Source organism: Streptomyces sp. BE303 (assembly GCF_036290945.1).
Lineage (GTDB): Bacteria > Actinomycetota > Actinomycetes > Streptomycetales > Streptomycetaceae > Kitasatospora.
This window is the reverse complement of record NZ_JAQYWZ010000709.1, coordinates 154,654-178,524: the sequence shown is the minus strand read 5'-3', so window position 1 is coordinate 178,524 and position 23,871 is coordinate 154,654. Positions and strand designations below refer to the sequence as shown.

General features: G+C 72.5%; 19 protein-coding genes and 1 pseudogene. 5 read left to right on the top strand and 15 right to left on the bottom strand.

Annotation, left to right across the window (positions count from 1 at the left end):
- Positions 1–23 precede the first annotated feature (23 nt).
- From ruvX to PUR56_RS19285, 4 genes are read right to left on the bottom strand one after another with little or no spacing between them, the layout of a single operon-like run.
- Complete coding sequence (gene ruvX, locus PUR56_RS19300; protein WP_329949847.1) at positions 24–509, bottom strand: Holliday junction resolvase RuvX; 486 nt, start codon at positions 507–509, stop codon at positions 24–26.
- Positions 509–3,178: an alanine--tRNA ligase gene (gene alaS, locus PUR56_RS19295; RefSeq protein WP_329882239.1), complete on the bottom strand. Its 2,670-nt coding sequence runs from the start codon at positions 3,176–3,178 to the stop codon at positions 509–511. Before alaS ends, ruvX begins: the two co-directional genes overlap by 1 nt.
- On the bottom strand, positions 3,178–3,618 hold the full coding sequence (locus tag PUR56_RS19290; protein ID WP_329949846.1) for a DUF6167 family protein: 441 nt from the start codon (positions 3,616–3,618) through the stop codon (positions 3,178–3,180). The genes alaS and PUR56_RS19290 overlap by 1 nt, the downstream gene beginning before the upstream one ends.
- Before the next feature lie 4 nt (positions 3,619–3,622).
- Positions 3,623–4,099, bottom strand: a complete 477-nt coding sequence (locus PUR56_RS19285) for a DUF948 domain-containing protein (protein ID WP_329882241.1) — start codon at positions 4,097–4,099, stop codon at positions 3,623–3,625.
- A 229-nt stretch (positions 4,100–4,328) separates the two neighbouring features.
- On the opposite strand from PUR56_RS19285, the gene PUR56_RS19280 reads away from it, so the two are divergent.
- Together PUR56_RS19280 and PUR56_RS19275 are read left to right on the top strand one after the other, a co-directional pair.
- Complete coding sequence (locus tag PUR56_RS19280; RefSeq protein ID WP_329949845.1) at positions 4,329–6,521, top strand: ATP-binding protein; 2,193 nt, start codon at positions 4,329–4,331, stop codon at positions 6,519–6,521.
- Between the two features lie 190 nt (positions 6,522–6,711).
- Positions 6,712–7,005: a tetratricopeptide repeat protein gene (locus PUR56_RS19275; RefSeq protein WP_329882373.1), complete on the top strand. Its 294-nt coding sequence runs from the start codon at positions 6,712–6,714 to the stop codon at positions 7,003–7,005.
- Between the two features lie 108 nt (positions 7,006–7,113).
- Here PUR56_RS19275 and rpsD read toward each other — a convergent pair whose 3' ends face one another.
- From rpsD to ppk2, 4 genes are all read right to left on the bottom strand, one after another.
- Positions 7,114–7,728, bottom strand: coding sequence for a 30S ribosomal protein S4 (gene rpsD, locus PUR56_RS19270; protein ID WP_063346792.1), 615 nt, complete (start codon positions 7,726–7,728; stop codon positions 7,114–7,116).
- Positions 7,729–8,043: 315 nt separating this feature from the next.
- Positions 8,044–9,393 (bottom strand): replication-associated recombination protein A, encoded by a 1,350-nt coding sequence (locus tag PUR56_RS19265; RefSeq protein WP_329882243.1) that lies wholly within the window; start codon positions 9,391–9,393, stop codon positions 8,044–8,046.
- A gap of 111 nt (positions 9,394–9,504) precedes the next feature.
- Entirely contained in the window at positions 9,505–10,125 is a 621-nt protein-coding gene (locus PUR56_RS19260; protein WP_329949844.1) for a hypothetical protein, read from the bottom strand.
- Between the two features lie 201 nt (positions 10,126–10,326).
- A complete protein-coding gene (ppk2, locus tag PUR56_RS19255) occupies positions 10,327–11,115 on the bottom strand; it encodes a polyphosphate kinase 2 (RefSeq protein WP_329882375.1) in 789 nt (262 codons plus the stop codon).
- A gap of 295 nt (positions 11,116–11,410) precedes the next feature.
- Between ppk2 and PUR56_RS19250 the strand changes: the two genes are divergently transcribed.
- Positions 11,411–12,316: a LysR family transcriptional regulator gene (locus tag PUR56_RS19250; RefSeq protein WP_329949843.1), complete on the top strand. Its 906-nt coding sequence runs from the start codon at positions 11,411–11,413 to the stop codon at positions 12,314–12,316.
- Positions 12,317–12,406: 90 nt separating this feature from the next.
- On the opposite strand, the gene PUR56_RS19245 is transcribed toward PUR56_RS19250, so the two are convergent.
- From PUR56_RS19245 to PUR56_RS19230, 4 genes are all read right to left on the bottom strand, one after another.
- Positions 12,407–12,913: a GNAT family N-acetyltransferase gene (locus tag PUR56_RS19245; protein ID WP_329882246.1), complete on the bottom strand. Its 507-nt coding sequence runs from the start codon at positions 12,911–12,913 to the stop codon at positions 12,407–12,409.
- A gap of 102 nt (positions 12,914–13,015) precedes the next feature.
- Positions 13,016–14,806: an aspartate--tRNA ligase gene (gene aspS, locus PUR56_RS19240; RefSeq protein WP_329949842.1), complete on the bottom strand. Its 1,791-nt coding sequence runs from the start codon at positions 14,804–14,806 to the stop codon at positions 13,016–13,018.
- Positions 14,803–16,065, bottom strand: a complete 1,263-nt coding sequence (gene hisS / locus PUR56_RS19235) for a histidine--tRNA ligase (protein ID WP_329949841.1) — start codon at positions 16,063–16,065, stop codon at positions 14,803–14,805. The genes aspS and hisS overlap by 4 nt, the downstream gene beginning before the upstream one ends.
- 11 nt (positions 16,066–16,076) lie before the next feature.
- Complete coding sequence (locus PUR56_RS19230) at positions 16,077–16,784, bottom strand: MBL fold metallo-hydrolase (RefSeq protein WP_329949840.1); 708 nt, start codon at positions 16,782–16,784, stop codon at positions 16,077–16,079.
- Between the two features lie 273 nt (positions 16,785–17,057).
- On the opposite strand from PUR56_RS19230, the gene PUR56_RS19225 reads away from it, so the two are divergent.
- Together PUR56_RS19225 and PUR56_RS19220 are read left to right on the top strand one after the other, a co-directional pair.
- Positions 17,058–17,894, top strand: a complete 837-nt coding sequence (locus tag PUR56_RS19225) for a peptidylprolyl isomerase (protein ID WP_329949839.1) — start codon at positions 17,058–17,060, stop codon at positions 17,892–17,894.
- Positions 17,895–18,158: 264 nt separating this feature from the next.
- Positions 18,159–19,388 (top strand): DUF349 domain-containing protein, encoded by a 1,230-nt coding sequence (locus PUR56_RS19220; protein WP_329882253.1) that lies wholly within the window; start codon positions 18,159–18,161, stop codon positions 19,386–19,388.
- A 101-nt stretch (positions 19,389–19,489) separates the two neighbouring features.
- Here PUR56_RS19220 and PUR56_RS19215 read toward each other — a convergent pair.
- From PUR56_RS19215 to secF, 3 genes and pseudogenes are all read right to left on the bottom strand, one after another.
- Positions 19,490–21,814, bottom strand: a pseudogene (locus PUR56_RS19215) (RelA/SpoT family protein); the annotation flags it as partial.
- 368 nt (positions 21,815–22,182) lie between these two features.
- Complete coding sequence (locus PUR56_RS19210; RefSeq protein WP_329949838.1) at positions 22,183–22,734, bottom strand: adenine phosphoribosyltransferase; 552 nt, start codon at positions 22,732–22,734, stop codon at positions 22,183–22,185.
- Between the two features lie 26 nt (positions 22,735–22,760).
- A complete protein-coding gene (gene secF, locus PUR56_RS19205) occupies positions 22,761–23,867 on the bottom strand; it encodes a protein translocase subunit SecF (RefSeq protein ID WP_329949837.1) in 1,107 nt (368 codons plus the stop codon).
- Positions 23,868–23,871: the final 4 nt, after the last annotated feature.

Genomic DNA, 23,871 nt, shown 5'->3' with positions numbered 1-23,871 from the left:
ACCGGGACGTTAGACCAGGGCGGTCAGCCGTCCGCCCCGACGCTCTCACCGGGCGGGCGTCCGCTCACCCGTTCGGACTCAAGGGCGGTCTGCAGGATCACCACGGCGGCGGCCTGGTCGACCACCGAGCGGCCCTTCTTCGCCTTGACCCCGGAGGCGCGCAGCCCGTGGGTCGCGGTGACGGTGGACATCCGCTCGTCGACCAGCCGGACCGGTACCGGCCAGAGCCGGTTGGCCAGCCGGGCCGCGTAGCCCCGGACCTTCTCCGCCGCCGGCCCCTCCTTGCCGCTGAGCGAGCGCGGCAGTCCGACGATCACCTCGACCGCCTCGTACTCCTCGACGATCGCGGCGATCCTGGCCTGCGACTTCGCCCCGGCCGGGACGGTCTCGACCGGCGTGGCGAGCACCCCGTCGGGGTCGCAGGACGCGACCCCGATCCGGGCGTCCCCGACGTCGACGGCGATCCGCCGCCCGCGCCGGAAGGGCCGCTCCTCGACCTGCTCGTCCATCAGGAGGCGCGCTCCGCGACCAGGCCGCGCACGGCCGCGATGGCCGCGTCGACCGCGGCCGGGTCGGTGCCGCCGCCCTGGGCGACGTCGTCCTTGCCGCCACCGCCGCCGCCGAGGGTCTTGGCCGCGGTGCGGACCAGCTCGCCGGCCTTGATGCCGCGCCCGCGGGCGTCCTCGTTGGTGGCGATCACGGTCAGCGGGCGGCCGTTCGCCACGGTGAACGCGGCGACCACGGCCGGGCGCGAGCCCAGCCGGCCGCGCACGTCCAGGACCAGCTTGCGCAGCTCGTCCGCGCCGGTGCCGTCGCCGATCCTGGCGGCCACCACGGCGATGCCGCGCACGTCCTCGGCCGAGTCGGCGAGGCCCGCGGCAGCCGCGAGCACCTTCTCGGCGCGGAAGCGGTCGATCTCCTTCTCGGCGTCCTTGAGCTTGGCGAGCATGCCGGAGATCTTCTCCGGCAGCTCCTCCGGGCGACCCTTGACCAGCTCGGTGAGCTGGGCGACCACGGTGTGCTCACGGGCCAGGAAGCGGTACGCGTCGGCGCCGACCAGCGCCTCGACGCGGCGCACGCCGGAGCCGATCGAGGACTCGCCGAGCAGCTTCACCAGGCCCAGCTGGGCGGTGTTGCCGACGTGCGTGCCGCCGCACAGCTCCTTGGAGAAGTCGCCGATGGTGACGACCCGGACCTCGTCGCCGTACTTCTCGCCGAACATGGCGATGGCGCCGGCCTTGCGGGCCTGGTCCATCGTCATGACCTCGGCGGTGACCTCCAGCTCGCGGGTCAGCACGTCGTTGATCTTCTGCTCGACGTCGACCAGCACGCTGCCGGGCACGGCGGCGGGCGAGCCGAAGTCGAAGCGGAAGCGGCCCGGCGCGTTCTCCGAACCGGCCTGGGCGGCCGTCGGGCCGAGCGCGTCGCGCAGCGCCTGGTGGGTCAGGTGGGTGGCCGAGTGGGCGCGGGCGATGGCCCGGCGGCGCTCGACGTCGATCGTGGCGTACGCGGCGGAGCCGAGCACGACCTCACCGAACAGCACGCCGCCGGAGTGCACGACCACGCCCGGGACGGGCTGCTGCACGTCACGGATCTCGACGACCGCGCCGGAGTCCAGCCGGATCCGGCCGTGGTCGGCGAGCTGGCCGCCGCCCTCGGCGTAGAACGGGGTGCGGTCGAGGATGATCTCGACCTCGTCGCCCTCGGACGCGGCCGGCGACGGCACGCCGTCCACCAGCAGGCCGACCACGGTGGCCTCGCCCTCGGTGCGCGTGTAGCCGGTGAAGATGCTGGCACCGGAGCTGTCGGCGACCTCGCGGTAGGCGGCGACGTCGGCGTGGCCCATCTTCTTGGCCCTGGCGTCCGCCTTGGCGCGGTCCCGCTGCTCCTGCATCAGGCGGCGGAAGCCGCTCTCGTCGACCTGGAGGCCCTGCTCCTCGGCCATCTCCAGGGTGAGGTCGATCGGGAAGCCGTAGGTGTCGTGCAGCTTGAAGGCCTGGTCGCCGGAGAGCACCGCGCCGCCGGCCTGCTTGGTCTCGGTGACCGCGGCGTCCAGCAGGCTGGTACCGGCCTTCAGGGTCTGCAGGAAGGCCGCCTCCTCGCCGACGACGACCGTCTCGATGCGCTTGCGGTCGGCCTCCAGCTCCGGGTACTGCGGGGCCATCGCCTTGATGGCGACGTCGGTGAGGTCCTTGGCGACCACACCGGTGGCGCCCAGCAGCCGCATGTTGCGGATGGCGCGGCGCAGGATGCGGCGCAGCACGTAGCCGCGGCCCTCGTTGCCGGGGGTGACGCCGTCGCCGATCAGCATCAGGGCGGTGCGGATGTGGTCGGTGACCACGCGCAGCGAGACGTCCGAGCGGCGGTCCGCCCCGTAGGTGTGGCCGGTCAGCTCGGCCGCCCGGTCCAGGATCATCCGGCTGGTGTCGATCTCGAAGAGGTTGTCGACGCCCTGGAGGATGGCGGCGAGGCGCTCCAGGCCGAGGCCGGTGTCGATGTTCTTGCTCGGCAGGTCGCCGAGGATCTCGAAACCGTCCTTGCCGTCGCCGTGGCCGCGCTCGTACTGCATGAAGACCAGGTTCCAGATCTCCAGGTAGCGCTCGCCGTTGACGGCCGGGCCGCCCTCCTCGCCGTACGCGGGGCCGCGGTCGTAGTTGATCTCCGAGCACGGGCCGCACGGGCCGGGGACGCCCATCGACCAGAAGTTGTCCTTCATGCCGAGCCGCTGGATGCGCTCGGACGGGACGCCGATGACGTCACGCCAGATCTGCTCGGCCTCGTCGTCGTCCTGGTAGACGGTGATCCAGAGCTTCTCCTTCTCCAGGCCGTAGCCGCCGTCCGCGACGGAGCCGGTGAGCAGCTCCCACGCGAACTTGATGGCGCCTTCCTTGAAGTAGTCGCCGAAGGAGAAGTTGCCGCACATCTGGAAGAAGGAGCCGTGCCGGGTGGTCTTCCCGACCTCCTCGATGTCCAGGGTGCGGACGCACTTCTGCACGCTGGTCGCGCGCGAGAACTGCGGCTTGACCTCGCCCAGGAAGTACGGCTTGAACGGCACCATGCCGGCGTTGACCAGCAGCAGGGTGGGGTCGTCGGCGACCAGGGACGCCGACGGAACGACGGTGTGGCCGCGCTCCTCGAAGAAGCGCAGCCAGCGGCGGCGGATCTCTGCCGACTCCATTAGTGGTCCTTCCGGTCAGTACCGCCCCGCGGCGGAAGCGCACGTCGGGGCGTCTTTTCGATGGCTTGGGGGGTGGTGCGGGCACCGTCGGACGGTGCGCGGGCGCTGCTGGACGGAGGCAGGGCGGCGGCCGGGCTGCCGGGCGCCGCCGAGATAGCTCGGTACTGGGGCTCGCCGCGCAGGACGCGGCGGTGACGGGGCTCCACGACGGCGGTGCCGTCCAGTCCGAGGTCCTCGCGCAGCTGCTCCTCGCGCTCGGCCATCCCGGCCTTCACGTCCAGCGCGAACCGCTTGGCCGCGTCACCCAGGTTCAGCGCGCCGCGCGCGGCGGTGCCGGAGAGGCTGTCCGGGGTGATCCGGTGGACCGCCTCGTTGGCCTTGTTCATGGCCCAGACGGTGGCACCGGCGCCGACCGCCATCCAGAAGATGCGTCGCACCATGCCGTCAGCTCCTCACCGCACGCCGGACCCGCGCGAGCAGGCCGCTCTTGGGGACGGTCGCGGCGCGCACCTCGGCCCGGATCAGCCGGGCCAGCTCCTCGCGCTCGGACGGCTGGGTGGGCAGGACCGGTCCGCCCTGCTGCTTGGCGACGGCCTTGCGCACGCCGTAGCTGAAGGCGGCGACCTTGACGAGCGGCCCGCCCAGGGTGGCCGCGACGGTGGAGGAGAGCGCGTTGGCGTTGGCGGCGGCGTCCTGCACGTTGGCGGTGATCTCGTCCACCCGCTCCAGCTGCTCGTTGGCGCTGCGCACGGCCGCTCCGGCGTCGGTCAGCAGCGGCACGGCCTGCTCGGTGACGGCGGAGACCAGGACGGTGGCCTCCTTGAGCACCCGCGAGAGCCGGACCAGCACGACCGCGAGCAGGGTGACCAGGACCGCCCAGAACACGGCGACGAGCAGACCGGCCAGCTCTCCCACGGACACTTCGACGCGCTCCCTCGCCTTGCGGTTCTCCAGGGGAACCCTATCGCGACCACGCCCGGTTTCCGGACCGGGTTGCCGGGACGGGACCGCCCGGCGATCCGGTCGGGTGTGCGATCCGCGCGCGTAACCTACCCGCCGGTCACCTCGTTCTGCCAGGCAGGCCGCCATCCACGCGGCCCGACGGACGCCCGGACCGCAGGCCCGGGCCGGGACACACGGGGAGCAGCGCTTGGACGGGGAATCCACACCGCGGCCCGGGGCGACCGCACCGGGGCGGCTGCCGGCGGAGGTCACCAGCTTCGTCGGCCGGCAGCCGGAGCTGACCGAACTCGCCCGGCTGCTGGCCGGGCAGCGGCTGGTGACGGTGACCGGCCCGGGCGGGGTCGGCAAGAGCCGGCTGGCGCTCCGCGCGGCGGCCCGGGCGGGCGGGGCGTTCCCGGACGGCACCTGGCTGGTCGAGGTCGCGCCCGTCCAGGACCGGCAGTTGCTCGGGCACGCCGTCCTGGAGGCGCTGCGGCTGACGGACGGCACCGCACGGTCACCGCTGGACGTGCTGACCGAGCAGCTGGTCGGCCGCCGGCTGCTGCTGGTGCTGGACGGCTGCGAGCACCTGGCGGAGGCCTGTGCGGAGCTCGTCCGGGCGCTGCTGCGGGCGCTGCCCGGCCTGCGTGTGCTGACCACGAGCCGGGTGGCGCTGCGGACGGCCGGCGAGCACCTGCTGACCCTGGCGCCGCTGCCGGTCGGCCCGGTGCACCCGGGGGCGCTGCCGGACGCGGTGCAGTTGTTCGAGGACCGGGCCCGGGCGGTGGTGCCGTCCTTCGAGGTCACGGCCGAGAGCGCGGAGACGATCGCCCAGCTCTGCCGGCGGCTGGACGGCATCCCGCTGGCGGTGGAGCTGGCCGCCGGACGGCTGCGGACGCTGTCGGTGGCGCAGATCGGCGCCCGGCTGGACGACCGGTTCCGGCTGCTGACCGGGGGCGACCGGACGGCGCTCGCGCGCCATCAGACCTTACGCACGACGATCGGCTGGAGTCACGAGCTCTGCACGGTGCAGGAACGTTTACTCTGGGCCCGCCTCTCCGTCTTCGCCGGCGGTTTCGACCTGGACGCCGCCGAGTACGTCTGCGCCGGCGGCGGCGTCGATCCGGACGAGCTGCTCGACCTGCTGACCGAGCTGGTCGCCAAGTCCGTGGTGCTCCGCGAGGACTGCGCCTTCGGTGTCCGGTTCCGGCTCCTGGACACCGTCCGCGAGTACGGGCTGCAGTGGCTGCGCGCGGCCGGCGAGGAGCAGCGGCTGCTGCGCCGGCACCGTGACTGGTACCTGGGCGTGGCCACCTGGGGCGAGGTCGAGTGGTTCGGCCCCCGACAGGCGGAGACCGCCGAACGCACCGAGCTGGCGCACGCCAACCTGCGGGCCGCGCTGGAGTTCTGCCTGGCCGAGCCCGGGGAGGAGCAGCTCGCGCTGCTGCTGGCCGGCACCCTCTGGTTCTACTGGGTCGGCTGCGGCCACCTCGGCGAGGGGCGGCACTGGCTGGACCGGGCGCTGGCGCTGGACCCGGAACCGACCGAGGCCCGGGCCAAGGCGCTCTGGGTCACCGGCTACACGGCCACCCTCCAGGGGGACCTGGTCGCCGCCCGCCCCGCGCTGGAGCAGTGCCGCCGGCAGGCGCTGGCCACCGGGGACGACCGGGCGCTCGCCTACGCCGTGCACCGGCAGGGCTGCGCGGCGCTGATCGGCGACGAGCCGGTCCGCGCGGCCGAGCTGTTCGAGGAGGCGCTCTGGCACTACCGGACCATCGGCGAGCTGAACAGCAACGTGCTGATGGCGATGTTCGAGCTGGGCATCGCCTACCTCTTCCAGGGCGACCGCGAGAGCGGCGAGCTCTGGCTGGCGCAGGTCCGCGAGCTGTGCGAGGACCACGGCGAGCAGTGGGCGTACGCGTACGCGCTCTACGCCCTCGCGTACTCGCACTGGCTGAACGGCGAGGTGCGGCCGGCCCGGGCCCTGGCCCGCGAGAGCGTCCGGCTCAACCACCTGTTCAACGACCTGCTGGGGATCGTGCTGGCGATCGACCTGCTGGCGCTGCTGGAGACGGAGCCGGGCGGCCCGGGCGAGCCCGGCGACCTGCGGGAGGCCCGGGTGCTGCAGGGCGCGGCGCACCGGATCTGGCAGACGGTGGGCAAGCCCTTCTTCGGCTCGCGGACCTTCAACGGTCCGCACAGGGCCTGCGAGGAGCGGGCCGGCGCGGGGCTGACCGAGCAGGAGTTCACCGACTTCTTCGCCAGCGGCGCCCGGCTGGACCTGGACGCGGCCGTGCGCCGGGCCCTCGGCGGCGGGCGTCCGGAGGGCCCGGGGCCGAGCCCGGGGCCGGGTCCCGGGCCGATGCCGCCGACGCCGCGGCCGTCACCGGTCTGGCGCTGAGCCCGCGGCGGCCGGGACGGCGGGGGCCGGCGACCGCACCGCCGCCGGGCCGGGCAGGGCGCCGCCGTCGGCTGCGGGCGAGGATCCGGGCGGGAATAGTTGAATCCTGTCCATTGCTGGAGCGGCCAGAGACACCCGGCCCGTACGGAAGGAGCACCCCGTGACCACCCACACCGCCGACGACTACCGCATGGCGACGTTCTACTTCGACTCCAAGGCGTACACGGACGCCGCCCGGATGCTGGAGGACGTGCTGGCCGAGGAGCCGGCCAACCTCTCGGTCCGGCTGCTCCTGGCCCGCAGCTACTTCCACTCCGCCCAGCTGTCCCGGGCCGAGGCGGAGCTGCGCCGGGTGCTCGACGCGAACCCCGCCGAGGACTACGCCCGGCTGATGCTCGGGCGCACCCTGGAGCGCCAGAACCGCGCCGAGGAGGCCCGCCCGCACCTGCGGCTCGTCGCCGCGATGACCGGCGAGGAGTACTGAACCGGTCCGGGTGACGCACCGTCCCCGGGGCACCGGAAAAGGGGCGAGCCCCCGTCGCCACGAAGGCGACGGGGGCTCGCTGGGTACGACAGGCGTACCGCTCGCGGGTCAGCGCGAGTAGTACTCGACCACCAGCTGCTCGTCACAGATCACCGGGACCTCCTTGCGCTGCGGCGCACGGTCCAGGCGGAAGGCCAGGGCCTTCAGGTTGACCTCGAGGTACTTCGGGGTCTGGCCCTCACCCGCGTAGCCACCCTCACGGGCGACCTGGAACGGGACCTTCTCCTTGCTGCGCTCGCGGACGGTGACCACGAAGCCCGGCTTCATCTGGTACGACGGCTTGTTGACCTTGCCGCCGTTGACCTCGATGTGGCCGTGGACGACCATCTGGCGGGCCTGGTAGATGGTGCGGGCGATGCCCGAACGCAGCACCAGCGAGTCCAGACGGGTCTCCAGCTCGGCGACGAGCGCCTCACCGGTCTTGCCCTCGGCCTTCTTCGCGCGGTCGAACGCGCGCGCCATCTGCTTCTCGCTCAGGTCGTACTGGGCGCGCAGACGCTGCTTCTCCAGCAGACGGACCTTGTAGTCCGAGTTCTGCTTGCGGCCACGGCCGTGCTGGCCGGGCGGGTACGGGCGGGCCTCGAAGTACTTGACGGACTTCGGGGTCAGCGGCACGCCGAGCGCACGCGCGATCTTGACCTTGGGACGCTTCTGGTTCGCCATGAACCAAACCTTCCTTGCTTCCGACTACGGCTTCACCAGGTGTTGACGGAGGTCGCTCGTCGCGACCCGGAGACAACCCCACCGCCCTGAAGGCAGTGCGATCAGCCGCTCTCCGGAGCCGGGCACGGAAGTGCTTGCACACGAGTGGCCCACCACGGTGCTCTGGTGGGCTGCACGCGACACCGAAACGGTGCGCGACGCTCCTGGGCCCTCCGAGGAGGGCCGTGGCCGGTGTCCCGCTGGTGCGGCCGGTCGGTCAGGGTCTCCCCTGCCGCCGTCCCGGGACATGGCACTTCGCACGAGTATACCCGGGGATCACTCTCCCCTGAGCCGCCCCCTGGTCCACTCCACGACGTCCGCGTACCGGGCCTCGCCGCCGCGCCGGGTCGGCCGGTAGTACTCCTTGCCGTGCACCGCGTCCGGCGCGTACTGCTGCGTCGCGATGCCCTCCGGCAGGTCGTGCGGGTACTGGTACCCCTGGCCGTGCCCCAGCTTGCCGGCGCCGCCGTAGTGCGCGTCCCGCAGGTGCGGCGGGACGGACCCGGCCATCCCCTGCCGGACGTCCGCCAGCGCCGCGTCGATCGCCAGGTAGGCGGCGTTGGACTTGGGCGCCAGCGCCAGCGCGATCGCCGCCTGGGAGAGGATGATCCGCGCCTCCGGGAACCCGATCAGGGCCACCGCCTGGGCCGCCGCCACCGCCGTCTGGAGCGCCGTCGGATCGGCGAGGCCGACGTCCTCGCTCGCCGAGATCATCAGCCGGCGGGCGATGAACCGCGGGTCCTCCCCCGCCTCGATCATCCGGGCCAGGTAGTGCAGCGTGGCGTCCACGTCGCTGCCCCGGATCGACTTGATCAGCGCGCTGGCCACGTCGTAGTGCTGGTCGCCGTCCCGGTCGTACCGGACGGCGGCCTGGTTGACGGCGGTCTCGGTGGTGGCCAGCGTGATCGCGGCCTCCTCCTTCTCCAGCGCCGCCCCGGCCGCGGCCTCCAGCGTCGTGAGCGCCTTCCGGGCGTCCCCGCCGGCCAGCCGGACCAGGTGGTCCTCCGCCTCGGCGGTCAGCTCCACCGCGCCCGCCAGCCCGCGCTCGTCGGCCACCGCGCGGTGCAGCAGGGCCCGGACGTCGTCGTCGGTCAGCGACTCCAGGGTGAGCAGCAGCGAGCGGGAGAGCAGCGGGGAGATCACCGAGAAGTACGGGTTCTCGGTGGTCGCGGCGATCAGGGTGACCCAGCGGTTCTCCACGGCGGGCAGCAGCGAGTCCTGCTGGGCCTTGGAGAAGCGGTGGATCTCGTCCAGGAAGAGCACCGTCTCCCGGCCGGTCATGCCGACGGCGCGGCGGGCGCCGTCGATGACCGCGCGGACCTCCTTCACCCCGGCGGTGATCGCGGACAGCTCGACGAAGCGGCCCTCGACGGCCTGGCTGATCACGTGCGCCAGCGTGGTCTTGCCGGTGCCGGGCGGGCCCCAGAGGATCACCGAGCTGGTCGCGGCCGGGCCGCGCGAGCCGGAGACCAGGCGGCGCAGCGGCGAGCCGGGCTTCAGCAGCTGCCGCTGGCCGGCCACCTCGTCGAGGGTGCGCGGGCGCATCCGCACGGCGAGCGGGGCCCGGCCGGGCTCCTTGGCCTGGCGTTCCTCGGCGGCGGCGGTGAAGAGGTCCGGTTCGTCCACACCGGAAGCCTATGCGAGCCCGCCGACAGCCCGGCCCGCCCGCCGCCCGCGGGCGCCCCGGCCACGACGACGGCCTACGACCACGACCACGACCACGACCGCGGCGTACGACTACGGCGACGACTGCTTCGGCAGGTCGAGCAGGATCACCTCGAACTCCTCCAGCGAGCGCAGCCTCACCCCGCCGCCGGCCACCGCCCGGGCCCGGGCCTCCGCGACCGCGCCGCGGGAGGCCACCAGCGCGGCCCGGTCCGCGAAGAGCCCGCCCACCGAACCACGCTCGTCCTCGACGGCGAACAGCATGGAGCCGCCGAGGAACCCGTCGATCCGCTGCATCGCGGGCAGCGCCCGCTCGCGGAAGGCGGCGGCGATCCGGTCGCCCTGCACCCGGTCGAAGTCGAACCGGGCCAGCCGGAACCAGGCCCCCGGACCGGCCTGCACGGGCCGGGCGGCGACCACCGCCTGCCAGAGGTCCGTGGTCACCGTCCCGGCGAACGGCGCCAGCAGTTCGGCCCGCCGTCCGCGCAGCCGCTCGTCGCTCTCGCGTTCCGCCCGGGCGCTCTCCCACCAGGAGCCCATGGTGAGGATGCCGAGCTCCCGGTCGGCGAACAGTCCGAAGCCGCGGTAGCCGGGCTGCGGGGCGAGCAGCCCGACGGCCTCGGCGCGGAGGCCGTCGAGGGTCCGGTCCAGTGCGGCCGGGTCGCCCGTGGCGTAGACCGTGCGAACGAACATGGGCGGGTCTCCTGACCTCCGGCGGGCGCCGTGCCGGCCGCCCGCGCCTTCCCGAGCACGTCCATCGCACGCCGGGGGCGGGAGTCCGGCAACGCCGCGGAGCCGTTCGGAGCAGTACGCCCCCTCCCGGCCCCTCCCCGTTCCCGGAGCGGTCCCCGGCCGGGGCCCGGGCGGGCACGGCGGTCCCCGGCCGGGCGAGCCCTACGACCGGCCGAGGCCCGCCGCGTGGTCCGGGACGTACTTCTGCAGGTCGCGCGGGGGCCGCTGGTAGCCGCGCGAGGCGGGCCGGGGCGGCAGGACGATCTCCCGGGGGCTGACCTCCCGGTAGGGGACGGTGGAGAGCAGGTGGGCGATCATGTTGATCCGGGCCCGCCGCTTGTCGTCGCTCTCCACCACGTGCCAGGGCGACTCAGGGGTGTCGGTGTGGAGGAACATCTCGTCCTTGGCCCGCGAGTAGTCCTCCCAGTGGGCGACCGACTCGACGTCCATCGGCGAGAGCTTCCACCGCTTCATCGGGTCCGCCAGCCGGTCCCGGAAGCGCCGCTCCTGCTCGGTGTCGCTGACCGAGAACCAGTACTTGCGCAGCAGCAGGCCGGACTCGGCGAGCATCCGCTCGAAGATCGGGCACTGGTGCAGGAACTGCCAGTACTCCTCGTCGGTGCAGAAGCCCATCACCTTCTCCACCCCGGCCCGGTTGTACCAGCTGCGGTCGAACAGCACGATCTCCCCGGCGGCCGGCAGGTGCTCGACGTACCGCTGGAAGTACCACTGGGTGCGCTGGCGCTCGGTGGGCGTGGGCAGGGCGACGACCCTGGCGATGCGGGGGTTCAGATACTCCGTCACGCGCTTGATCGCGCCGCCCTTGCCGGCCGCGTCCCGCCCCTCGAAGACCACGACCAGCCGGGCGCCCTCGGCCCGCACCCACTCCTGGAGCTTCACCAGCTCCTCCTGGAGCCGGAGCAGCTCCCGCTCGTAGGGCTTCCGCTCCAGCCGCCCGGCCGCCGGAGCGTCCGGCCGCCCGCCGCTGTCGGCCCTCCCGCCCTGACCGGTCTGCTCGCGCTGGGCCTTGGCTGCCACCTGGGTGCCTCCGTTCGGCGGGGTGCTGATGACCCCTCACGGTAGGCGGTGAACGCGGCTCCCGCAGGTCCGGGTGCCCGGCGCGGCAGCGGCGGCCCCCTGAACCGCCGCTGCCGGGCTCCCCCGTGGGCCGGCCCGGAGGCCGGACGGTCAACCTTGACCCAGACCTGCCGGACGGGTCCAATTTCCGGTTCCATAACCTTGGGGCATGGATGTGGACACCCGGCTGCTGCGCAGCTTCGCCGCGGTCTGCGAGGAGGGCCAGCTGACCGCAGCCGCGGCCCGGCTGTTCGTCTCCCAGCCGACGCTGACCAAGCAGATCCGCCAGCTGGAGGCCCTGCTCGGGGTGGAGCTGTTCGAACGGTCGAGGCGCGGCATGGCGCCCACCCGGGCGGGCCGGGCGCTGGCCGCGCACACCGGCGCGATCATGTCCGGGTGGGACGAGGCGCTGCGCGCGACCCGGGCGGCCTCGGCGGAGCAGGGCTCGACGCTGCGGGTGGGGTTCGAGGGCGGCATCATCAACCTGATGACCCAGCGCACGGTCGCCGACTTCACCCGGCGGATGCCGGGCTGGCAGGTGGAGCTGCGGCAGAACAACTGGTTCGACCCCACCTCGGGCCTGGCGACCGGCGAGATCGACCTGACGCTCTGGCACGCCCCGCCGTCGCTGTCCGAGCGGTACAACGTCGCCGTGCTGGGCGAGGAGCCGCGCTGTGCGGCGCTGCCCGCCGGGCACCGGCTGGCCGACCGTGCGGTCATCGACTTCGAGGAGCTGCTCGACGAGCCCTTCGTGGCGATTCCGCACGAGTCCGGGCACTGGCGGGACTACTGGCTGGCGGTCCGGGAGCGGGGCGGGCGACCTGTGCGGATCGGCGCGGTGGCGCACAACACCGACGAGTGGCTGACCGCGGTGGTGTGCGGCCAGGGCATCGGTTTCGCCCCGGGAACGATGAGCCGGCTGGCACCGCGTGAGGATGTCGCGTACCGGCCGGTGCGGGGACTCAGCCCGAGCCAGGTCGGGCTGTACTGGCCGAAGGACCGGAGGCTGACGCCCGCCATGGCCGCGTTCGTCCGCAGCTGCCGGGCGACGGTCGGCTTCGGCGCCAGGCCCTAGCACCGTCGGCGCCGGGCCCCGGGCGTCGGACCGTCGGCAGCGGCCCGCAGGCATCGGGACCCAGGCGTCAGGCCCTGGGCGGCCGGGAGGCTAGACGGCCACGAAGGGCTCCGGGTACCGGCACAGGCCCCGCGGAGACCCGTCGTACCCGGACAGGGCGAGCACCTGGAAGTACGCGTCCGGCACCTCGAAGGGGCCGGTGACCTCGTGCCGCTGGGCCGGGAGGAAGCCGAACCGCGCGTAGTACTCCGGGTCGCCGAGGACGACGACCAGGGTCTCGCCGGCCTCCTCGGCTGCGGTCAGCGCCGCCTTGACCACCAGCTCGCCGACTCCCTTGCGCTGCCACTCCGGGGCGACCGCGACCGGCGCGAGCGCGAGGCCCTCGCCCTCGCCGACCCGCAGCCGGGTGAGCAGCGCGTGCCCGACCACGAGCCCGGAGCCGTCGACCGCGACCACGGACAGGCCGGGCAGCCAGGCGGGATCGCGGCGCAGCGCGTCCACCAGGTCGGCCTCGTCCGGGCCGGGGAACGCGGCCATGTGGACGCGTCTGGTGGCGGGTGCGTCCTCGGGACACTCGACTCTGGTACTGACCTTCATGGGGGAACCCTCTCTCTGTCACACACCGTTGTGGACCGGCCCCGGACGACGGTGATGCCGTCCGGGGCCGTGAAAGGTTAGCCGATGTCGGCGGATGCGGCGTCAGGCCTTCGGCTGGGCCTCGGACTTGGCGTCCTCACGGACCTTCGGCTGGGCGTCGACGCCGGCCTCGCGACGCTGCGCCGGGGTGATCGGGGTGGGCGCACCGGTCAGCGGGTCGCCGCCGGTGGACGTCTTCGGGAACGCGATGACGTCCCGGATCGTGTCGTACCCACCGAGCAGGGTGACGATCCGGTCCAGGCCGAAGGCGACGCCGCCGTGCGGCGGCGGGCCGTAGTTGAAGGCGTCCAGCAGGAAGCCGAACTGCGAGGCGGTCTCCTCCTCGGAGAGGCCGATCGCGTCGAACGCCCGCTTCTGGACGTCCCGCTGGTGGATACGGATCGAACCGCCGCCCAGCTCCGAACCGTTGAGCACCAGGTCGTAGGCGTTGGAGAGCGCCGAGCCCGGGTCGGTGTCGAAGGTGGCCAGCGACTCCGCGGTCGGGGCGGTGAACGGGTGGTGCACCGCGTGCCAGCCCTGGAACTCGCCCTTGTCGTCCTCGATGGGCTCGAACATCGGGAAGTCGACGACCCAGAGGAAGGCCCACTGGGACTCGTCGATCAGCTCGCAGCGGCGGCCGATCTCCAGACGGGCGGCGCCGAGCAGCTCCTGCGAGGGGCGCTGCTTGCCGGCCGCGAAGAAGATCGCGTCGCCGTTCTTGGCGCCCGCGGCGGCGGCCAGGCCGGCCAGGTGCTCCTCGGACAGGTTCTTGGCGACCGGGCCGCGCAGCTCGCCGGTCTCGGCGTCGATGAGCACGTAGGCGAGGCCCTTGGCGCCGCGCGCCTTGGCCCAGTCCTGCCACGCGTCGAGCTGCTTGCGCGGCTGCGAGGCGCCGCCCGGCATGACCACGGCGCCGACGTACGGGGCCTGGAAGACCCGGAACGAGGTGCCCTGGAAGTACTCGGTGAGGTCGGTGAGTTCCTGGCCGAAGCGGACGTCCGGCTTGTCCGAGCCGAAGCGGCCCATGGCGTCGGCGTAGGTCATCCGCGGCAGCGGGTTCGGGACCTCGTAGCCGTGCACCTCGCGCCAGATCGAGCCGATGATCTTCTCGCCGAGGGCCAGGATGTCCTCCTGGTCGACGAACGAGGCCTCGATGTCCAGCTGGGTGAACTCCGGCTGACGGTCCGCGCGGAAGTCCTCGTCGCGGAAGCAGCGGGCGATCTGGTAGTAGCGCTCCATGCCGGCCACCATCAGCAGCTGCTTGAACAGCTGGGGCGACTGCGGCAGCGCGTACCAGTGGCCGGGCTGGAGGCGGACCGGGACGAGGAAGTCGCGGGCGCCCTCGGGGGTGGAGCGGGTGAGGTACGGCGTCTCGATGTCGAGGTAGTCGTTGTCCTCCATCACCCGGCGGATGATGTTGTTGACCTTGGAGCGCAGGCGCAGGCCCTTGGCCGGGCCCTCGCGGCGCAGGTCGAGGTAGCGGTACCGGAGGCGGACCTCCTCGTTGACCGTGCCGGGCTCGTACTCGGCGACCGGGAAGGGCAGCGGCGCGGCCTCGGAGAGGACCTCGATCCCGCTGACCACGACCTCGACGGCGCCGGTCGGGATGTCCGGGTTCTCGTTGCCCTCGGGCCGCACGCGGACGTCGCCGACCACCTTGACGCAGTACTCGGCGCGCAGGCCGTGCACCGAGTCGAGGTCGCGGACCACGATCTGCACGGTGCCGGAGGCGTCGCGCAGATCGATGAAGGCCACGCCGCCGTGGTCGCGGCGGCGGGCGACCCAGCCGGCCAGGGTGACGGTGGTGCCTGCGTGCTCCGGGCGGAGCGTGCCCGCGTCGTGCGTGCGGATCACAGCTGCTTCTCCTTCAGGGTGGTGACGAGTGCGTCGAGGGCGACGGGGTTCTGCTCGCCGGTGGTCAGGTCCTTGAGCTGGACGACGCCTTCGGCGAGGTCCCGGTCCCCGGCGACGAGCGCGAAGCGGGCGCCGGACCGGTCGGCGGACTTCATGGCGTTCTTGATGCTCTTGACGCCGAAGGCGAGGTCGGTGGCGACGCCGGCCCGGCGCAGCTCGACCACCTTGGCGAAGAGGACGTTCTTGGCCTCCTCGCCGAGCGCGACGGCGTAGACGGAGGTCGCGGCGGGCAGGTCGAGGGCGACGCCCTCGGCCTCCAGCGCGAGGAAGGTGCGGTCCACGCCCAGGGCCCAGCCGACGGACGGCAGCGCGGGGCCGCCGATCATCTCGGAGAGGCCGTCGTACCGGCCGCCGCCGCCGATCGCGGACTGGGCGCCGAGGCCGTTGTGCACGAACTCGAAGGTGGTGCGGGTGTAGTAGTCCAGGCCGCGGACCAGCTTGGGGTCGTCGGTGAAGGCCACGCCGTTGGCGGTGAGCAGCTCGCGCACCTTCTCGTCGTACGCCTTGCAGTCCTCGCAGAGGAAGTCGCGCAGCATCGGGGCGCCGACGAGCTGGGCCTGCACCGACTCGCGCTTGTCGTCCAGGACGCGCAGCGGGTTGATCCCGGCGCGGCGGCGGGTGTCCTCGTCGAGGTCCAGGCCGTCCAGGAACTCGATCAGCGCGGTGCGGTAGACCGGGCGGCACTGCTTGTCGCCGAGGCTGTTGAGCAGCAGCGCGTAGTCGCTCAGGCCCAGCGACCGGAAGGCGTCGTCGGCCAGGATGATCAACTCGGCGTCCAGCGCCGGGTCCTCCGCGCCGATCGCCTCGGCGCCGACCTGCGAGAACTGGCGGTAGCGGCCCTTCTGCGCGCGCTCGTAGCGGTAGTACGAGCCGGAGTACCAGAGCTTGACCGGGAGGTTGCCCTGCTTGTGCAGGTTCGCCTGGAGCGCGGCGCGGAGCACCGAGGCCGTGCCCTCGGGGCGCAGCGCGAGCTCGTCGCCGCCCTTGGTGGTGAGGCTGTACATCTCCTTGGAGACGATGTCGGTGGACTCGCCGACGCCGCGGGAGAAGAGCTTCACGTCCTCGAAGACCGGGGTCTCGACGTAGCCGTAGCCGGCCCGGCGGGCGGGCGCGGCGATCGCCTCGCGGATCGCCAGGAAGGTCGCGGAGCTGGGGGGCAGCAGGTCGTAGGTGCCCTTGGGGGCGGTGAAGGTGCTCAACTTCTCTTCCGTCACATTCCTCGTCGCGGGAAGGCCGGGGCGCCGGACGCCCCCGCTGCCTGTCGGAGGTAGGGGTTGGTGGCGCGCTCACGGCCGATGGTGGTCTGTCCGCCGTGGCCGGAGAGGACCACGGTGGCGTCGTCGAGGGGCAGGCACACCCGGGCCAGCGAGCGCATGATCGCCTCGCCGTCCCCGCCCGGGAGGTCGGTTCGCCCTATGGAGCCGGCGAAGAGCAGGTCACCCGAGAAGAGCACCGGAGGGAGGTCCTCGGCGCCGGGTGTCCGGAACGTCACCGACCCCCCGGTATGGCCGGGGGCGTGGTCGACGGTGAGGGCGAGGCCGGCCAGCTCCAGCACGCTGCCGTCGGTCAGCTCGCGCACGTCGTCGGGCTCGCCGACGGTGAGTTCGCCCATCAGCTGGGTGCCGAGCGAGCGGCCGAGCGCCTTCTCCGGGTCGCTCATCATGTAGCGGTCCTCGGGGTGGATCCAGGCCGGGACGCCCTTGGCGCCGCAGACCGGGACCACCGAGGCGACGTGGTCGATGTGGCCGTGGGTGAGCAGGACCGCGACCGGCTTCAGGCGGTGCTCGCGGATCAGCTCCTCGACACCCTGCGCGGCCTGGTGGCCGGGGTCGACGATGACGCACTCCTCGCCCGGCGCCGGAGCGACCAGGTAGCAGTTGGTGCCCCAGGCTCCAGCGGGGAATCCGGCGATGAACACGCGCGCGTCCTTCGGGTGTCGGTCTTCGGGCGTCGGTCGCAGCGGCGGCTACGGGATGCGGCTACGAACTGTGATGTAGGGGCAGCCTACCGGCGGGGCGGGCCCGGTTGCGAACCAGATCCGCGTGACAGGTTCACCTCGACCTGACAGGTTCACCCCGTTCTTACGGTCGCGGTCCCTACACTTGGCCGCCGATGGATGCGATGATCCGCATCGACATCCGCACACGAAGCCCCCACGTCCGAGACCGCACATCCGTAGGAGACTGAGCCGGTGGTCAGCAGCGAACAGCGGCGGCGGCAGCTCGCCCGCGACAAGTACGAGCGCCAGATGGAGCGCCGGGTCGCCGAGAGGGCCGCGCGCAAGCGCCGCAACACGATTCTGGGCGCCTCGCTCGCCGTGGTCGTGCTGGCCGGCGGCGGCACGCTCATCGCGACCGGCGCCTTCGACTCGGACGACAAGAAGGACTCGGCCTCCGCCCAGGCCGCTCCCACCTCGACCCCGACCGAGCCCACCGTCCCGACCCGCAAGCCGGTCGAGGGGTGCGCGGACCCGGCGCCGGGCGCGCCGAACGGCAAGCAGTGGCAGGCCGAGCCGGCCATGAGCATCGACACCGCGGCCACCTACACCACGACGCTGGACACCAACTGCGGCAAGGTGACGCTCACCCTGGACGCGGCCAAGGCCCCGCACACGGTGAACTCCTTCGCCTTCCTCTCCGGCGAGCAGTTCTTCGACCACACCAAGTGCCACCGCCTGACCACGAGCGGCATCTTCGTGCTGCAGTGCGGCGACCCGACCGCCAGCGCCACCACGCCCGGCGGCACCGGCAGCCCGGGCTACAAGTTCGCCGACGAGAACCTGACCGGCGCCACCTACCCGGCGGGCACCGTGGCCATGGCCAACTCCGGCCCGGGGACCAACGGCAGCCAGTTCTTCCTCGTCTACAAGGACACCCAGCTCGGCCCGAACTACACGCCGTTCGGCAAGATCACCGGCGGTCTGGACGTGGTCCAGAAGATCGCCGCCGCGGGCACCCTGGAGGGCGGCGGGGACGGCCACCCGATGGCCGACGTCACCTTCAACACGGTGACGACCGCGAAGGGTTGACCGGTCCCGGGACCGCCCGGCGCCGCCCGTGAGGGGCGCGCCGGCGCGGTCCCGGCCCGAAATCGCCCGGCCCGGATGCGGACAGCACCGGGACTGGTCGCCTATGTTGGCTTTGTATAGGGTGCCCAGACCCGCCGGCCGTCACCCTCGGCAGCAGTACTCGGCGGACGGGGACGGCGGACTCATCGGTCCGCCGCACATCAACTGTGGACGACGGATGCGGACCGCCCCGGCGCGGACGCGACGTCATGTGGAGGACGCGCTATGAGCAGCGACCCGTGGGGCCGTGTCGACGAGCAGGGCACGGTCTACGTCAGGACGGCCGACGGCGAACGCGTCGTGGGTTCCTGGCAGGCCGGCTCGCCCGAGGAGGCGCTCGCCTACTTCGAGCGCAAGTACCAGGGCATCGAGGTGGAGATCGGCCTGCTGGAGAAGCGGGTGCGCACCACCGACCTGGCCGCCAAGGACGCCCAGGCCGCGCTGGAGCACCTGCGCGAGCAGGTCACCGAGGCGCACGCGGTCGGTGACCTGGCGGCGCTGGCCAAGCGGCTGGACACGCTCACGGGCGAGATCGAGAGCCGCCGCGAGGAGCGCAAGGCCGCCCGGGCCAAGGCCCAGGACGAGACCCGCACCGCCAAGGAGGCGCTGGTCGCCGAGGCCGAGCAGCTCGCCGAGTCCACCCAGTGGCGGGAGGCCGGCGACCGCCTGCGCGCCCTGGTCGACACCTGGAAGGGCCTGCCCCGGCTGGACCGCAAGAGCGACGACGAGCTGTGGCACCGCTTCTCGCACGCCCGCTCGGTGTTCTCCAAGCACCGCAAGTCGCACTTCGCGTCCCTGGACGCCGAGCGCGACCAGGCCCGGGCCACCAAGGAGGCGCTGGCCGTCGAGGCCGAGTCGCTCTCCTCCTCCACCGAGTGGGGCGACACCGCGGCCCGCTACCGCGATCTGATGGCGCGCTGGAAGGCCGCCGGCCGCGCCCAGCGCGACGTCGAGGACGAGCTGTGGGCGCGGTTCCGCGGCGCCCAGGACGTCTTCTTCCAGGCGCGCTCGGCGGTGTTCAGCGAGCGTGACGCCGAGCAGGTCGCCAACCAGAAGCTCAAGGAGGCCCTGGCCTCCGAGGCCGAGGCGATCCTGCCGATCACCGACCTCAAGGCCGCCAAGGCGGCCCTGCGCGAGATCAACGAGCGCTGGGAGGCGATCGGTCACGTGCCGCGCGACGCCCGGCCGAAGCTGGACGGCCGGCTGAACACGGTCGAGCGGGCGATCCGCGAGGTCGAGGACTCCGAGTGGAAGCGCTCCAACCCGGAGGCCAAGGCCCGTGCCGCCGGCATGGTCGGCCTCTTCCAGGCCAAGGCGGACAAGATCCAGGCCGACCTGGACAAGGCCCGCGCGGCCGGCAACGCCGGCCGGACCGCCAAGCTGGAGTCCGAGCTGTCGGGCGTCCGGACCCTGCTGGAGCAGGCGCACAAGAGCCAGGAGGAGTTCAGCGGCTGATCCGAGGCCGCCGGACACGAGGAAGGCCCCCGGGAACTCGCCAGTTCCCGGGGGCCTTTCCGTCGCCGCCGACCGTGCGGCGGCTGCCGCCGCGCGTACCGCTACTTGCGGGCCGAGGTGACCCGGTAGACGTCGTAGACGCCCTCGACGCCGCGGACCGCCTTGAGCACGTGGCCCAGGTGCTTCGGGTCGCCCATCTCGAAGGTGAACCGGCTCATCGCCACCCGGTCGCGGGAGGTCTGCACCGCCGCCGACAGGATGTTGACGTGCTGGTCCGAGAGGACCCTCGTGACGTCCGAGAGCAGCCGGGAGCGGTCCAACGCCTCGACCTGGATGGCCACCAGGAAGACCGAGGACTGGGTGGCCGCCCACTCGACGTCGATCATCCGCTCGGGCTGCTGGCTGAGCGCCTCCACGTTGACGCAGTCGGCGCGGTGCACCGAGACACCGTTGCCGCGGGTGACGAAGCCGACGATGGTGTCGCCCGGTACCGGGGTGCAGCAGCGCGACAGCTTGACCCAGACGTCCTCGACGCCCTTGACGATCACGCCGGGGTCGCCCTTGGCCCGGCGGCGCGCCGCCCGGCGGTTGTCGTGGGTCGGCGTCGCCGTCTCGGCGAGGTCCTCGGTCGCGCCCTCCTCGCCGCCCAGCGCCTGCACCAGCTTCTGGACGATGTTCTGCGCCGCGACGTGGCCCTCGCCGATCGCCGCGTAGAGCGAGGAGATGTCCGGGTAGCGCATCTCGTGGGCCAGGGTGACCAGCGAGTCGCCGGTCAGGATCCGCTGGATCGGCAGGCCCTGCTTGCGCATCGCCCGGGCGATGGCGTCCTTGCCCTGCTCGATCGCCTCCTCGCGGCGCTCCTTGGAGAACCAGGCGCGGATCTTGTTGCGGGCCCGCGGCGACTTGACGAAGCCGAGCCAGTCCCGCGAGGGGCCGGCGTTCTCCGCCTTGGAGGTGAAGACCTCGACGGCGTCGCCGTTCTCCAGGGTCGACTCCAGCGGCACCAGCCGCCCGTTCACCCGGGCCCCTATGGTCCGGTAGCCGACCTCGGTGTGCACCGCGAAGGCGAAGTCCACCGGGGTGGCGCCGGCCGGCAGCGCTATGACGTCGCCCTTGGGCGTGAAGACGAAGACCTCGTTGCTGGCCAGGTCGAAGCGGAGCGACTCCAGGAACTCGCTCGGGTCCGCGGTCTCCTTCTGCCAGTCCAGCAGCTGCCGCAGCCAGGCCATCTCGTTGACGGCGCCGGCCTTGTCGTCCTTGCGGGTCTGGGTCGGGGTGTCGGTGCGGACCTTGGAGGCGCCGGCCACCGCGCGCTGCTTGTACTTCCAGTGCGCCGCGATGCCGTACTCGGCCCGGCGGTGCATGTCGAAGGTGCGGATCTGCAGCTCGACGGGCTTGCCCCCGGGACCGATCACCGTGGTGTGCAGCGACTGGTACATGTTGAACTTGGGCATCGCGATGTAGTCCTTGAACCGCCCCGGTACCGGGTTCCACCGCGCGTGGATGGTGCCCAGCGCCGCGTAGCAGTCGCGGACGGTGTCGACCAGGACCCGGATGCCCACCAGGTCGTAGATCTCGGCGAAGTCCCGGCCCCGGACGATCATCTTCTGGTAGACCGAGTAGTAGTGCTTCGGCCGGCCGGTGACGGAGGCGGTGATCCGGGCACCGCGCAGGTCGCCCTGGACCTGGTCGATGACGGTGGCCAGGTACTCGTCCCGCTTGGGGGCGCGCTCGGCGACCAGCCGGACGATCTCGTCGTACATCTTGGGGTAGAGGATCGCGAAGGCGAGGTCCTCCAGCTCCCACTTGATGGTGTTCATGCCCAGCCGGTGCGCCAGCGGGGCGTAGATCTCCAGCGTCTCGCGGGCCTTCTTCTCCTGCTTCTCCCGCTTGAGGTAGCGCATGGTGCGCATGTTGTGCAGGCGGTCGGCCAGCTTGATCACCAGGACCCGGGGGTCCTTGGCCATCGCGACGACCATCTTGCGGACCGTCTCGGCCTGCGCGGCCTCGCCGAACTTCACCCGGTCCAGCTTGGTGACGCCGTCCACCAGCAGGGCCACCGAGTCGCCGAAGTCCTTGCGCAGGGTCTCCAGCCCGTAGTCGGTGTCCTCGACGGTGTCGTGCAGCAGCCCGGCCATCAGGGTCGGGGCGTCCATGCCCAGCTCGGCCAGGATGGTGGCCACGGCCAGCGGGTGGGTGATGTACGGGTCGCCGCTCTTGCGCTTCTGCCCCCGGTGCCACTTCTCGGCGACCGCGTACGCCTTCTCGATGTCGCGCAGCAGCGCCGGGTCGGCCTTCGGGTCGTTGGCCCGGATGGACCGGAAGAGCGGCTCCAGCACCGGGTTGAGCACGCTGGAGCGCTGGCCGCCGAGCCGGGCGAGGCGCGCGCGCATGCCACCGGCGGTGGACGGGCGACCCGCCGGGGCGACCTGGCGGGACGGGGTCGACGCCGGGCGTGCCGGGGTGGCCCCCGAGGGCGTGGGCCGGTTCTCGGGGGCGGCCGCAGCGGCCGTGGGCACAACCTCGTCGGGCAAGGACACTCCTCGGGGCGCTCGGCCTGCCCCTCCGCGCGGATCGCGCGACTCGCACAACCGGGAGGGGATGAATCTTCATGGTACCGAGCCGGGCGCCGGGGCGTTCGGTCGGCCGCCCCCGGACACGCACCGGACACACGACCGACACGAACGGCCCGGTCCTGTCCGGTCCTGTCCGGTCCTGCCCGGCCCGGAACGCCGACGGGCGGCGGCCGGATGATTCCGACCGCCGCCCGTCGCAGCGTTGACCGAGGAGGACCTCAGACCGTGACCAGCGTCTCCAGCGGAGCGCCGCCCAGGTGCGGGGCCAACCGCTCGCGCCCGTCCAGGAAGCCCAGCTCCATCAGGACCACGACGCCCACGAGCTCGGCGCCGGCCTCCTTCACCAGGTCCAGCGAGGCACTGATCGTCCCGCCGGTGGCCAGCACGTCGTCCACCACCAGCACCCGCTCGCCGGGCGCGAAGGCGTCGCACTGCACCTCCAGCGTCGCCGAGCCGTACTCCAGCTCGTACGAGCGGCGGTACACCTCGCCGGGGAGCTTGCCCTGCTTGCGGATCGGCACGAAGCCGAGCCCGGCCGCGAAGGCCGCCGGGGCCGCCAGCACGAAACCGCGCGCCTCCAGGCCGACCACCTTGGTCGCCCCGAGCTCCCTGGCCCGGTCCGCCAGCGCCCGGGTGAGCGCCGCGAAGGCCTCGGCGTCGGCGAGCAGCGGCGCGATGTCCTTGAACAGCACGCCCGGCTTCGGGTAGTCCGGGACGTCCCTGATCCGGCTGTTCAACAGCTCGGCCAGTGCGGTGTCGGCGGTGGTCACGAAGGGTCCTTAGGGGTCAGCGGGGATCAGCGCTTGGTGGACGGACGGCCCTTGGCACGCGTGGTGCCGGCCGCCCGGCCGCGCTGACCGACCATACCCGCCGGCTGGTCCTCGTCGGAGAAGGGCTCCCCGTCCTCGACGACGGCGTCCTTGGCCGCCTCCGCCTTGGCCTCCGCGGCGCGCCGCTGGGCGACCCGCTTGGCGAGGGCCTTCATCTCCGGCTGCTCCTCCTTCAGCTGCGCCAGCAGCGGAGTGGCGACGCAGATCGAGGAGTAGGCACCGGCCGCGAGGCCGATGAACAGCGCGAGCGAGATGTCGTTCAGCGTGCCGGCCCCGAGGAAGCCGCCGCCGATGAACAGCAGCGCCGCCACCGGGAGCAGGGCGACCACCGTGGTGTTGAGCGAGCGGACCAGGGTCTGGTTGAGGCCCGCGTTGGCCGCCTCGCTGTAGGTGATCTTGTTCTGCTTCGTGAGGTCCTTGGTGTTCTCCTTCACGGTGTCGAAGACGACGACCGTGTCGTAGAGGGAGTACCCGAGGATGGTCAGGAAGCCGATCACGGTGCCCGGGGTGACCTCGAAGCCGACCAGGGCGTAGACGCCGATGGTGATCAGGAGGTCGTGGATGAGGGCGACCAGGGCGGCCACCGCCATCCGCCACTCGAAGGCGATCGCCAGGTAGATCGTCACCAGGATCATGAAGATGACCAGACCGGTGAGGGCCTTGTTGGAGATCTGCTCACCCCAGCTGGGGCCGATCACCTGGGCCTCGATCTCCTGGACCGGGACACCGAGTTCCTTCGCCAGGCTCTCGGTGATGACCGAGGAGCTGACCTTCTCCTCGGAGGAGACCTGGATGCGGATCTTGCCGTTCTCGGTCGACTGCACCAGCGGGTGCGACTCGACGATCTTGTCGACCGACTCCTGAGCCTGCGAGACCGAGAGCCCGGGCTTGGACACGGTGTAGACCGAGCCGCCCTTGAACTCGATGCCGAGGTGGAGGCCCATCGCCAGGCCGATCGCGGCGACCAGGACGATCACCCCGGAGATGCTGTACCAGAGCTTGCGGCGCCCGACGAAGTCGAAGCTGACCTCGCCCTGGTAGAGCTTGTGGCCCAGATTGGAGAAGCGTGACACGGTG

Excerpts from the sequence above, each read along its gene's own strand:
- PUR56_RS19245 (WP_329882246.1), bottom strand. The coding sequence starts at position 12,913 with ATGAAGGTCAGTACCAGAGTCGAGTGTCCCGAGGACGCACCCGCCACC.
- PUR56_RS19275 (WP_329882373.1), top strand. The coding sequence starts at position 6,712 with ATGGCGACGTTCTACTTCGACTCCAAGGCGTACACGGACGCCGCCCGG.
- rpsD (WP_063346792.1), bottom strand. The coding sequence starts at position 7,728 with ATGGCGAACCAGAAGCGTCCCAAGGTCAAGATCGCGCGTGCGCTCGGC.
- PUR56_RS19260 (WP_329949844.1), bottom strand. The coding sequence starts at position 10,125 with ATGTTCGTTCGCACGGTCTACGCCACGGGCGACCCGGCCGCACTGGAC.
- PUR56_RS19290 (WP_329949846.1), bottom strand. The coding sequence starts at position 3,618 with ATGGTGCGACGCATCTTCTGGATGGCGGTCGGCGCCGGTGCCACCGTC.
- PUR56_RS19220 (WP_329882253.1), top strand. The coding sequence starts at position 18,159 with ATGAGCAGCGACCCGTGGGGCCGTGTCGACGAGCAGGGCACGGTCTAC.
- PUR56_RS19250 (WP_329949843.1), top strand. The coding sequence starts at position 11,411 with ATGGATGTGGACACCCGGCTGCTGCGCAGCTTCGCCGCGGTCTGCGAG.
- ruvX (WP_329949847.1), bottom strand. The coding sequence starts at position 509 with ATGGACGAGCAGGTCGAGGAGCGGCCCTTCCGGCGCGGGCGGCGGATC.
- alaS (WP_329882239.1), bottom strand. The coding sequence starts at position 3,178 with ATGGAGTCGGCAGAGATCCGCCGCCGCTGGCTGCGCTTCTTCGAGGAG.